The organism is Paenarthrobacter sp. YAF11_1, from assembly GCF_052113445.1.
In the GTDB taxonomy this organism is placed as follows: domain Bacteria; phylum Actinomycetota; class Actinomycetes; order Actinomycetales; family Micrococcaceae; genus Arthrobacter.
Window position 1 is genome coordinate 159,955 of sequence record NZ_JBFRDF010000005.1, and the last position, 11,191, is coordinate 171,145.

Consider the following 11,191-nt stretch of genomic DNA (forward strand, 5'->3'; position numbering starts at 1 on the left):
CCTTACTTTCCGAGATTCCGGGTAACTAAGTCGATTGCCTTTTCTGCCGTTGCTGTCTCTGATTGGCTGACGGCTTCCCCCTTCATCGAAGGATGCTCTCCGAAGGCACGTTCCGCGAAGGAACGTCGAATTGAATCCTTCACTGTGTCGGTCGTTATGGGGTCAACGAAGGCTTCAAAGGTCTTGAGCTGAACCGCCAACGTACCCGCCCAGTTGGCCAATGATCGGTGTTGATGCGCTTGGCGAGCCAGATATGCCGCCAGGCCGAAGACAGCAGCTGTCACAACGATGCGCTGAATCAGGTGAACGTAATCACCTGTTTCAACTTTCAAAGATTCCAGCCCCCAGGACGGGCCAACTAAGAATACGAGGGCAGTGCCACCGGCAAGCATTGAAGTGAGGATTGTCCAAAGGCGAAACCGAATTGCAGAAAGCGTTTCTCTGGTTGCCATCGCCTCGTAGTGTGTGGCCATAGCACTATCGCCGGTAACGCCGGCGGCTGCCGAGGCCTTGGTAGCGGAGGCTTGAGTGCTATCAAGAGCCTTTTTAGCAGTGGCTTCGATCTTGCGCAGCTTGTTCTGCGACTCTACGCTCCGGACTACTCCTGCCGCTTCGGACAGCTTCCGGCTATGTATTGCACCACGTTGCCCGTTTTTACCAAAGCCCGAAGCGGTTTTTAGAACTGCGCCCAGTTCCGTGGTCAGCTGTGCCAGGTATGCACTGGCACTCGTCAGCCCCTCGACGGTTTCACTGATCTTTGTAAGCTCTTGTACTGAAAACTGAACTCGGCGGAGAACCTCGGTGGTGACCCAATGTATGGTTGGATCTCCGTTCGGAGTCTTTGCTCCTTCTTCGAAGTCGTCTCGAATATAGTCGTCTTCGAGAATGCCAAGCCACGCATCCACAATCTGAATTGCAGCGTCGACGTCTAAATCGTCTTGCACGGTGACGACGGGGGCGACCTTCCTGAGGCTTGCGTCAAGTGTCTTCAGAGAATTGATGACCTCAGTGAGGGTCTCGTACCTCTCTACAAATTCTTCCTTGGTGCCCGTTCTGGCCAAGACTGCTCCTACATAGATGCGATGACAGCTCTAGCCCTCAATACTATGGGGATGCCGCGCTCTGGTGAGTTGTTCGCAAACGGATCGTTACCCCCTGTCCTGCGGGTGGAAACACGGCATCGAGCGTCTTGAAACAACGGCGGAGCACCATGGGAAGGGAACCGGCCGAAAGGACTTGTCCCGTGATCATCCAGAATCTCTTCCTGCAGGGCATCTACCACTTCGAAGGTACCGGGCTGGATAAACCGGTTCCCATCCACGCTGAACTTTCGCACTTTGTTCCGGATGGCGTGGTCAACCAGACGCTGTACTTCCGGGGCGGTAATTCCAGCCCTGAACTGATCACCGTGGTGTTGATGCGCGACCGTATTCCCCTGCGTTATTTCCCCATCGGGGCCAAGGGCGATGTCCACATCCCGCTCAGGGTGGTGGAAGACACCGAAGGCGGGTCCGTGATCGAACTGTTCATCGTGGCCCCTGCCGGGGTGCGGGGAACCGTGGTGGTGGATCTCGGCATGGTGGAGCACTGATGAAAAAGCGGCTGGTAGTGATCGGAAACGGCATGGCCGGCGCCCGGGCCGTGGAGGAGATCCTGGCCCGGGGTGGCGGCGACCTCTTCGACATCACCATGTTCGGAGACGAGCCTTACGGGAACTACAACCGGATCATGCTCAGCCACGTCCTGTCCGGCGAGGAAAGCGATGCGGACATCTTCCTCAATGCCCTGCCCTGGTACCAGGAGAACAACATCACCCTCCACGCCGGGGTCCGCGTGGATCGGATCGACAAGTTCAGCCGGCATGTTTTCGCCGCCGACGGCCGCGTGGTCCAGTACGACCACCTGATCATCGCCACGGGCAGCCGCTCCTTCCTGCCACCCATGGACGGCATCTACACCCCCAGCGGGACGGTCCGGCATGGCGTCTTCACCTTCCGGACCATGGACGACACCCGCAGGATGATCCAGTTCGCCCAGGACCAGCACCATCGCGATCAGCAAAGCAGGGCTGTGGTGATCGGCGGTGGATTGCTGGGGTTGGAGGCAGCACGGGGGTTGCAGGCCTACGGCCTGGACGTCGCCGTGGTCCACTCGGGCGGGCACCTGATGAGCGCCCAGATGGGGCCCGACGGCGGTGCAATACTGCGGCGAAGCGTCGAGGCCCTGGGCATCGGGGTGCACACCGGAAGCCGGACCACGGCGATCCTGGGATCGGACCGTGTCACCGGGGTGGGCCTGCGCGATCAACCCAACCTGGACTGCGACATGGTGGTGGTCACCGCGGGCATCAGACCCAACGTGGATGTCGCCGTCGTGAGTGGTTTGGCAGTGGAGCGGGGAATCGTGGTGGATGACCACCTGCGGGTGATGGACGAAGAGGAGATCTACGCCGTGGGGGAGTGCGTCCAGCACCGCGGCGAGGTGTACGGGTTGGTGGCGCCTTTGTGGGAGCAGGCCGCCGTGCTGGCCGACCACGTCACGGGCGTGGATCGCGCATCGATGTATCTGGGGTCCAGGACCGCCACCAAACTGAAGGTGGCCGGCGTCGACGTCGCTTCCATGGGGCTTCATGGCCCKGAACGGGACAGCGACGAGCACATCGTGTTCTCCGAACCCAGCCGCGGGGTCTTCAAGTCGATCGTGATCAGGGACAACAAAATGGTGGGTGCCACGCTGCTGGGTGACAGCCGGAAGGTGGCCTACCTGACCCAGGCTTTTGATCAAGGCTTGCCCCTTCCGGAGGAGCGGCTCTCGCTGATGTTCGACCTCGGGTCACCGGGGGAGGAAGAGAGTGTTGCCGAGCTGGCGGACAGCGCCCAGGTCTGCAATTGCAACGGCGTCTCCAAGGGCGCGTTGGTCTCCGCAGTTCGTGGCGGGTGCGCTTCGGTATCCGCTGCCATGGACGCCACCCGGGCTGGAAAAGGCTGCGGATCGTGCAAGCTCATGGTCACCCAGGTGGTGGAGTGGGCCGCCGGCGGTGCTGTGGAGGAGGACCCGGCAGCCACCTACTACGTTCCCGGAATTCCGCTGGACAAGGCCTCCCTGATGGCTGAGATCCGGTCCCGTGGGCTTCGTTCCGTGTCAGAGGTCTTTGCCGCCCTGGCTCCGGGCAGTGCTGAGGATGCCAAGTCCAAAATGGGGCTGGCGTCGCTGATGAAAATGATGCTGGCCGGGGACTACGTGGACGAACGCGACGCGCGGTTCATCAACGACCGCGTCCACGCCAACATCCAGCGCGACGGCACCTTCTCCGTGGTCCCGCAGATGAAGGGCGGGGTGACTTCGGTGCAGCAGCTCCGGCGGATCGCGGACGTCGCCGAGAAGCACAACATTCCCCTGATCAAGCTGACCGGCGGGCAAAGAATCGATCTCCTGGGGGTGCCCAAGGAAGAGCTTCCGCAGGTCTGGGCCGATCTGGACATGCCGTCCGGGTACGCCTACGGCAAGAGTTTCCGCACGGTTAAGACCTGTGTAGGGAAGGACTATTGCCGGTTCGGAACAGGGGACTCCACGGGATTGGGGATCGGGTTGGAGTCCAGGTTCCAGGGAATTGAAGCGCCGGCAAAGCTGAAACTCGCCGTCTCCGGCTGCCCCCGCAACTGTGCGGAGTCCCTGGTCAAAGACGTGGGTGTGGTGGCCGTGGAAGGTGGCCGCTGGGAAATTTACGTCGGGGGAGCAGCCGGTGCCCATATCCGCAAGGGTGATCTCCTGGTCACGGTGGACACGCCCGAGGAAGTCACGCTGCTGACAGGCCGGTTCATGCAGTACTACCGGGAGAACGCCAACTGGCTGGAACGGACCTATGCGTTCGTGCCACGGGTGGGGATCGAGCACATCCGCAGCGTCATCCTGGACGATTCCGAAGGGATCGCAGCCCGCCTGGACGCTTCCATGCAAGCTTCGGTGGACAGCTACGTGGACCCGTGGAGCGAGCGCGACGACCCCCTGACGCCTGGCCAATTCCGGACCTCCCTGCCCCTGACCGTCCTTCCACAGGTGCCGGTCCGATGAATGCGCAGCCAGTGAGCGCCGAATCCGTGTCCGGCGTCGGATCGAACATTCAGCACCTTCTGGGCCCCGTTGACCAAATCCCGTTCGGCGAGGGCCGGGCCTTCGGGATCGACGGCGAGCAGGTAGCGGTGTTCCGCCTGCGGGATGGAAACCTGCGGGCAGTCTCGGGTGTTTGCCCGCACAAAGGTGGCCCGATCRCGGACGGCACCATCGACCAGCAAGTGGTGATGTGCCCGCTTCATCAACACGCTTTCGAACTCCAATCAGGCTGCTCCACCACCGGCGCCAAACCCTTGCGGAGCTACAGAGTCTTCGCAGATGAGGCCGGGAATATTGTGATGGACATGGGCTGAACAGCGCCGAATCCAGAGGGTGTTTTGACCCTTGTCCACAGCTCCTTGTTGCCTGCGTCACGGGCATTGGGGTTAATCCCGTAAGATAGACGGGTTGCGCGAAGCTTCGGCGTTCTGCGTTCTTTGTCACACTTCGGCTCCTCCAAAGGGGAAAAGGTCGAATTATGTGTGCCAAAGCCGCCCGTGTTCCGGCACTGGCGTAACACCTACAGCAACACCCCAACCCACAAGGAACAGCTGTGCCGCAAAGTACTCCCACAGATCTCCAGAGCTCCAAGGCCTCATCTGCGGCCTCGGACTCCAACCTCAGCGCCGAGGGATATCAGAAGACCCTGAGCCGCCGTCACGTCACCATGATCGCCATGGGTGGCGCAATCGGCGTCGGTCTGTTCATGGGCGCCGGTGGCCGTCTGGCTTCCACTGGTCCGGCCCTGATCTTCTCCTACGCCATTGCCGGCGTCATCGCTTACCTGCTGATGCGCGCCCTCGGCGAACTCATCATGTACCGCCAGACCTCCGGCTCCTTCGTGAGCTACGCCGGCGAAATGTTCGGCAAGAAGGGCGCCTTCCTCTCCGGTTGGATGTACTTCATCAACTGGGCCATGACAGGCATTGCTGAGCTCATCGCGATCGGCCTCTACTTCCAGTTCTTCTTCCCCAACGTGCCCATCGAACTGTCCGCCATCGCAGCACTGGTGCTGCTGGTGGCCGTGAACCTGTTCAGCGTCAAGGCGTTCGGCGAGTTCGAATTCTGGGCTTCCTGCCTCAAGGTCGCGGCCATCGTGATTTTCCTGGCTGTTGGCACGTTCATGGTTGTTACCAACGCCAAGGTGGGCGACGGTAACGCCTCCGTGGCCAACCTCTTCCACGAAGACGGCGGCATGTTCCCCAAGGGTGGGCTGGTGATGATCCTGGTCCTCAACGCCGTGATCTTCGCTTACAACGCCATCGAGCTCGTTGGTATCACCGCAGGCGAGATGCAGAACCCGGAACGCGAAGTTCCCAAGGCGATCCGCGCCGTCGTGGTCCGTATTGTGGTCTTCTACGTTGGTTCGGTGACGCTGCTCGCAATGCTGCTGCCGTCCGATCAGTACGTAGCCGGTACCTCGCCCTTCGTTACTGTGTTCGGCCAGATGGGCCTCGGCTGGATGGGCGACGTCATGAACATGATCGTCATCACCGCCGCGCTGTCCTCCTGCAACTCGGGCCTGTACTCGATCGGCCGTATCTTCCGCACCATGGCCAACAACGGCCATGCCCCGCAGTGGCTCACCAAGATGTCCACCCGCCATGTGCCCTACGCGGCCATCCTGGCGATCGGTGGAGTCTACCTCGTCGGTATCCTGCTCAACATCTGGCTGGGTGGCTCGCACGCGTTCGACCTCGCACTGAACACGGCCTCCATCGGCGTGATCTTCACGTGGGGTTCCATCTTCGCGAGCCAGATTGCCCTGCGGAAGAAGCGCGGCAACGTCTCCAGCCTGCCGATGCCCGGTTCGCCGTGGACCAGCTGGGTGGGGCTCATCGCCCTGCTGGCGATCACCGTGCTGATCGGTTTCGACTCCATGACGGACAAGGAAACCGGCGAGGTCTTCCTGCTGGGCCTGTGGACACTCGCGACCATCCCGTTCTTCGCCCTGGTGCTGTGGCTCGGCTGGCAGAAGGTCAAGAACAACGAACCCAAGAGCGAGCTCTTCAGCTAAGACTCCTCTGGTTTCCAGCGTTTCAAACGTACGACGGCGCGTGCCTCCTTCCGGGGCACGCGCCGTTTTCGTTGTGCGCGCTCCTTGTTGCGGGGCCCGCTTTGCCCCCTAAAACGGGGTGTGAAGCGTGCAGAGCGGGCCTCGCAATGAAATCAGCCTGCTTTGCGGGGCCTGCTGTGCGGCCTAGCCGAGCTTGGGGACCAACACCGGGGTGCTCTTCTTGTAGGCCTCGTACCCGGCCTCGCCGCCCCAGGTTTTGTCGGCCTTCTTCTCCAGCAGGGGGATGCCGCTGACCTTGGTGAGCAGGAGTGTCACGAAGATCGGGGAGATCAGTGCGACCCACTGCCAGCCTTGGAGCACCGGGATGGCGATGATGGCCACCCCGGTCCACAGGAGGATCTCGCCGAAGTAGTTGGGGTGCCTGGACTTGGACCACAGTCCGGTGGAGATGAACTTTCCCTTGTTGGCGGGGTTGGCCTTGAACCGGCTCTTCTGCAGGTCGGCCACGATCTCGATGACGAATCCTGCCGCCCACACCACGAATCCGAGGACGGCCAGCCAGTCCAAAGCCACCCGGTTGGTGCTGGTGATGGCCACCCAGGCCGCTGCGGCAGTGAAGACCACCCAGAGTCCTTGCATGGTCCAGACATTGAGGAAGCGGACGAATGATGGCTTGATCTCGTCGAAGCGGTCGTCCTTGCCGGACTTATGGATCCGCCGGGACAGGAAGGTTCCCAGGCGGAGGGCCCACGCGGCAACCATGGCCGCGAGGAGCAGCGATCGGGCATCAATTCCAGGTGTGGCAAGCACCAGCAGGACGGTGATGGCTACATAGGTCAGTGAGCCGGTCAGGTCGAAGTACTTCTCTGTCTGTGCTTTGAAGGACGGGATGAAGACAAGCCATTGAATGATGAACGCGACGGCGACTGCGGCGGCGAAGACCGGTATCCCGGCCAGGCTTGCTCCGTGGTGGCTTCCGGCCGCGGCGACGAGTCCGCCCAGCAGCACCACTACGGGAAGGGCTATGAGGCCCTTCCTCTCTGAATCCTTCACGACATTGTTCCTTTCACGGCGGCTTCAGCGGCGGTTCCCCACAACGCCGATTCCCTAGCCCGTTTGATGTTCAAACTAATTTGATTACTATATAACCATGCAAAACCATGGAAAGGCTACCGGAGAGTTGGCCCACCCGACCTCCCGGACCTTGCAAGGTCTTTTTGGCCTGGCTAACGAGACCGAACGCGAGGTAGCCCGGGCGCTCGGAATCAACCTCACTGACTACAGGGCGCTCACCGTCCTGGCTGATTCGGGGCCCGTCACCGTGGGGGCCCTCGCCTCGGACTTGGGTGCTACAGCGGCCACCACTACTGCGCTGGTCAGTCGTTTGGAGTCGCACGGGTACGTTGAGCGCCTGCGCAGCACGGAAGACCGTCGACAGGTGCACGTCAACGTCACCAGTTCGGCATCCCTCCAAGTCAAAGACCTGCTGCAGCCACTCTTGTCTGCTGCCACTGCGCACGTGGACGCGCTGCCTGCGGAGCACCAAGCCGTCGTCGGGGATTTTCTCGACGCCGTCCTGGGCCTGATGCAAGAGCACCTGCAATCCCTGTCAGCTGAGGGTGCCCGTTGAGAGAATTCACCTCCCCGCCGCTGGTTGACGCCGCCAACCACCGCAACGCCACCGAGTTGCTCATGCAGCGCGTCCGGACGAACCCGGCGCACATCGCTTTTGAAGTCCGCGCGGCAGAGGCGGCCATCACCGATCCGTGGCGGCAAGTCACCACGGAGCAGTTCGTGGACGAAGTCCGGGCACTGGCCAAGGGTTTCATTGCTGCCGGCATCCAGCCGGGGGAGTCCCTGGCCATCATGTCCCCCACCCGCTACGAGTGGGCACTGGCCGACATGGCGGCCTGGTTCGCCGGCGCCGTCGTGGTTCCCGTCTACGAAACCTCAGCGGCACCGCAGGTGACGGCGATCCTGGCCGATGCCGACGTCAGGCTTGCCGTGGGCGGCACGGCGGAGCACGCCGCTTTGCTGGAGCAGGGTTTCAGCAACGCAGGAATCCAGCCACTGGGGATCTGGACCATTGATGCCTGGCCGGGATCGGACCTGGCAGATTTGGTGGCACGCGGCGTCGGGATCCCGGACAGCACCGTGGAGGAGCGCCGTTTGCTGGCCGATCTCGACTCCGTTGCCACCATCGTGTACACCTCGGGCACCACGGCGGCGCCCAAGGGTGCGCTCATCACCCACGGCAACTTCGTGGGGCAGGTCCTTAACGTCGCCGGAGCCTACACGGAAGTGGTCCGCGAGGGTGGAAACACCATCATCTTCCTGCCTATGGCCCATGTCCTGGCGCGGGGGCTCCAGCTGATTTGCCTGGCCAACGGCATGCGGATTGCCCACCTTTCAGATCCCCGGGAAGTGGTGCCCGCGCTGGGCGCTTTGAAGCCCACGTTCCTGGTGGTGGTTCCGCGTGTGCTGCAGAAAATCCAGGCATCGGCTGCTGCCGCGGCAACGCAAAAGCGGCTGGGCCGCGTGTGGGCTTTGGCGCAGAGCACAGCAGTGGAGTGGGGCCGGTTTGCCGAAGCGCACGACGCCGACCCTACCGTCCGTGCCTCCGCCGGCCTCCGCATCCGGCGGGCTCTGTTCGACCGCTTTTTCTACGCCCGGCTGCGGAAGGTGGTGGGCGGACGCCTCGATTACCTGTTATCCGGCGCCGGGGCGCTCGATGCGGAGCTGTCCCTTTTCTTCCGAGGACTGGGACTTCCAGTGATCGAAGGCTACGGCCTCACGGAAACTACAGCCCCACTGACGGGGAACCTCCCCGGCTCCATCAACTCGGGATCCGTGGGCGTCCCCATGCCCGGTACCACCGTGCGTCTGTCAGGCCAAGGTGAAGTCCTGGCACGCGGTGTGGGCGTTTTTGCCGGCTACCGTCGGCAGGCGGACAACGCCGAAGCGTTCGTCGACGGCTACTTCCGGACCGGGGACCTTGGCGAGCTGGACCACCTGGGCCGGCTCACCTTGAAGGGCCGGATCAAGGACGTCATTGTCACCGCCGGCGGGAAGACCATCTCCCCGGCCATTTGGGAAGGCTATGTTGAAGGCGACCCGCTGGTTGCCCATGCCGTGATGGTGGGGGAGGGCAAGCCGTACCTCGGTGGGCTGGTGCTGCTGGACCCCGAAACGTTGGCGGCGTGGGCCGAGCGCGAGGGCATCGCGGATCTGAAGGGCCTACGGATCCCCGACGACGGCGGCGCAGTCCAAATCGACGACGTCCGGCTTCTCGCAGTGATTGGCAAGGCCGTCAGTGCTGCGAACGCGAAAATCGCACGCTCCGAGCAGGTGCGCCGGTTCGTCTTGCTGCTGACCGACCTCACGGAGGCCAATGGAATCGTGACACCCACCATGAAACTCAAGCGTGGGGCTTTCACCGAACGTGCACGGCACATCGTGGACAGCCTCTACGCTGACACCCGGCGCCAGGGATGAGCCGCGGCATGAAGCGCTGGCTTCTGTCCTACGCGCTGGCAGCAGTGATCTTTGCCGTGATCGACGTCGTATGGATCGTCACCGTGGCGCAGCGGCAGTATGAAAGCCAGATCGGACACCTGATCGCGTCCAGTCCGCAACCAGTGGCGGYCGTGCTGTTCTACGTGGTTTTCGTCGCTGGGATTGTCCACTATGGCGTGCGGCCAGGGAAGACGGGCCTCACGCTGGGTCGGCGGGTCGCGGGAGGAGCGTTGTTTGGCTTCTTCACGTACTCCACCTGGGCGTTGACGGCACTCGCAGTCCTCAAGGACTTCCCGCGGATGGTGGCGGTGACCGACATTGCCTGGGGTGTTGGTGTCTGCGCCGTAGTCACCTGGCTGACCGCCTTAATTGGGACTGTCAGGGGTCGGGTCTAGGCTCGATGTATGGAACACACCACCACCCTGACGCAGCACATTAAGGCAGGCCCGGAGAAAGTCTGGGCCGTTATCTCGGACATCCCGGGCTCGGCCGGCACACTCTCCGGCATCGACTCCGTCCAGTTGCTCAGCGAGGGCCCGTACGGCGAAGGCACGCGCTGGAAGGAGACCCGCACCATGATGGGCAAGCAGGAAACCGTCGAAATGTGGGTGTCCCAGGCCGACCCACCGCGCAGCACTACCGTGAAGGCGCTTCAGGGCGGCGCTGATTACACCTCGCGCTTCACCCTGTCCGAGCGCGACGGCGGTACGGACCTGACGCTGACGTTCGGCGCCGAGGTCCTCAAGCCCTCGTTCCTCAGCAAGGTGGGTATGGCTCTCTTCGGGAAAATCGGCATGAGCATGACGCGCAAGGCCCTCGCCAAGGACCTGACGGAGATCGCAGCGAAGGCGGAATCCCTCTGATGGCGGCTGCGAAGGTTGTGGCCCCTAAGATTTCACCGGTCCGTTTGGAAGAACTGCGCGACGACGACGCTCCGGACTTCCAGCGCGGCGAACGGTATGACGGCGTCAGGTGGACCAAAGTTTCCGCCGACGGAGAAGAGCTGAGTGGCTCCGACTTCATCGAATGCGAACTGAACGGTGTCTCTTTCAACGAGGCGCAGTTGCGGGGCGCAACGTTCCGCGAGTGCATTCTGGCCGAGCCGTACGCGCCGGTCTTCACCGCCGCACGCAGCTCCTGGCAGGACGTGGAAATCAGCAACCCCCGGTGGGGCTCAGCTGAACTGTACGAGGGTAACTGGCGCTCCGTCCGGATCGACGGCGGCAAGCTGGACTATGTGAACCTGCGCGGCTCCAAGCTCATGGACCTCCAGATCTCGGACTGCATCATCAATGAGTTGGATCTCGGTGGCTGCGCCGGGACCAGGATCGCCCTGAAGAATTGCACTATCGGCACCTTGGACGTCACCGGGGCCAAGCTCAAGGATGTTGATCTGCGGACGTCCGAGTTCCGTGGCATCAACGGATTGGCGGGGCTGGCGGGGGTTGTTATCGACGACTACCAACTCAGCCTCATGGCGCCCCTTTTGGCTGGTCACCTCGGCATCCGGGTGGTGTGATCCCGGCTTCCGGGTCCTGTTCGAGGTTA

11 protein-coding genes are annotated in these 11,191 nt (G+C 62.4%); 9 read left to right on the forward strand and 2 right to left on the reverse strand.

The genetic code is table 11. From position 1 onward, the window contains the following. Positions 1 to 2: 2 nt before the first annotated feature. Positions 3 to 1,061: a hypothetical protein gene (locus AB4Y77_RS10575; protein ID WP_442013879.1), complete on the reverse strand. Its 1,059-nt coding sequence runs from the start codon at positions 1,059 to 1,061 to the stop codon at positions 3 to 5. Positions 1,062 to 1,243: 182 nt separating this feature from the next. Between AB4Y77_RS10575 and AB4Y77_RS10580 the strand changes: the two genes are divergently transcribed. The 4 genes from AB4Y77_RS10580 to AB4Y77_RS10595 all read left to right on the forward strand — a co-directional run bounded on the left by AB4Y77_RS10580 (position 1,244) and on the right by AB4Y77_RS10595 (position 6,127). Continuing rightward, complete coding sequence (locus AB4Y77_RS10580; protein ID WP_089596049.1) at positions 1,244 to 1,591, forward strand: molybdopterin oxidoreductase; 348 nt, start codon at positions 1,244 to 1,246, stop codon at positions 1,589 to 1,591. Then, complete coding sequence (gene nirB / locus AB4Y77_RS10585; RefSeq protein WP_442013880.1) at positions 1,591 to 4,071, forward strand: nitrite reductase large subunit NirB; 2,481 nt, start codon at positions 1,591 to 1,593, stop codon at positions 4,069 to 4,071. Before AB4Y77_RS10580 ends, nirB begins: the two co-directional genes overlap by 1 nt. Continuing rightward, positions 4,068 to 4,424, forward strand: a complete 357-nt coding sequence (locus tag AB4Y77_RS10590) for a Rieske (2Fe-2S) protein (protein WP_442013881.1) — start codon at positions 4,068 to 4,070, stop codon at positions 4,422 to 4,424. Before nirB ends, AB4Y77_RS10590 begins: the two co-directional genes overlap by 4 nt. 239 nt (positions 4,425 to 4,663) lie before the next feature. Next, a complete protein-coding gene (locus AB4Y77_RS10595) occupies positions 4,664 to 6,127 on the forward strand; it encodes an amino acid permease (protein WP_311215352.1) in 1,464 nt (487 codons plus the stop codon). Between the two features lie 183 nt (positions 6,128 to 6,310). On the opposite strand, the gene AB4Y77_RS10600 is transcribed toward AB4Y77_RS10595, so the two are convergent. Continuing rightward, positions 6,311 to 7,180: a DUF1295 domain-containing protein gene (locus AB4Y77_RS10600; protein WP_311215351.1), complete on the reverse strand. Its 870-nt coding sequence runs from the start codon at positions 7,178 to 7,180 to the stop codon at positions 6,311 to 6,313. Between the two features lie 97 nt (positions 7,181 to 7,277). Here AB4Y77_RS10600 and AB4Y77_RS10605 point away from each other — a divergent pair, with 97 nt between their 5' ends. Genes AB4Y77_RS10605 through AB4Y77_RS10625 form a run of 5 tightly spaced genes read left to right on the forward strand, consistent with a single transcriptional unit; the run spans position 7,278 to position 11,162 of the window. Next, entirely contained in the window at positions 7,278 to 7,757 is a 480-nt protein-coding gene (locus AB4Y77_RS10605; protein WP_442013882.1) for a MarR family winged helix-turn-helix transcriptional regulator, read from the forward strand. After that, a complete protein-coding gene (locus AB4Y77_RS10610) occupies positions 7,754 to 9,622 on the forward strand; it encodes an AMP-dependent synthetase/ligase (protein WP_442013883.1) in 1,869 nt (622 codons plus the stop codon). The genes AB4Y77_RS10605 and AB4Y77_RS10610 overlap by 4 nt, the downstream gene beginning before the upstream one ends. An 8-nt stretch (positions 9,623 to 9,630) precedes the next feature. Then, entirely contained in the window at positions 9,631 to 10,038 is a 408-nt protein-coding gene (locus tag AB4Y77_RS10615; RefSeq protein WP_442013884.1) for a DUF2177 family protein, read from the forward strand. Positions 10,039 to 10,047: 9 nt separating this feature from the next. Then, positions 10,048 to 10,506 carry an SRPBCC family protein gene (locus AB4Y77_RS10620; RefSeq protein ID WP_231340437.1) on the forward strand — a complete coding sequence of 153 codons (459 nt, stop codon included), beginning with the start codon at positions 10,048 to 10,050 and terminating at the stop codon, positions 10,504 to 10,506. Then, positions 10,506 to 11,162, forward strand: coding sequence for a pentapeptide repeat-containing protein (locus AB4Y77_RS10625; RefSeq protein WP_311215347.1), 657 nt, complete (start codon positions 10,506 to 10,508; stop codon positions 11,160 to 11,162). The genes AB4Y77_RS10620 and AB4Y77_RS10625 overlap by 1 nt, the downstream gene beginning before the upstream one ends. Positions 11,163 to 11,191 lie beyond the last annotated feature (29 nt).

Coding starts and splice junctions, on each gene's coding strand:
- AB4Y77_RS10605 (WP_442013882.1), top strand. CDS start 7,278: ATGCAAAACCATGGAAAGGCTACCGGAGAGTTGGCCCACCCGACCTCC.
- AB4Y77_RS10620 (WP_231340437.1), top strand. CDS start 10,048: ATGGAACACACCACCACCCTGACGCAGCACATTAAGGCAGGCCCGGAG.
- AB4Y77_RS10625 (WP_311215347.1), top strand. CDS start 10,506: ATGGCGGCTGCGAAGGTTGTGGCCCCTAAGATTTCACCGGTCCGTTTG.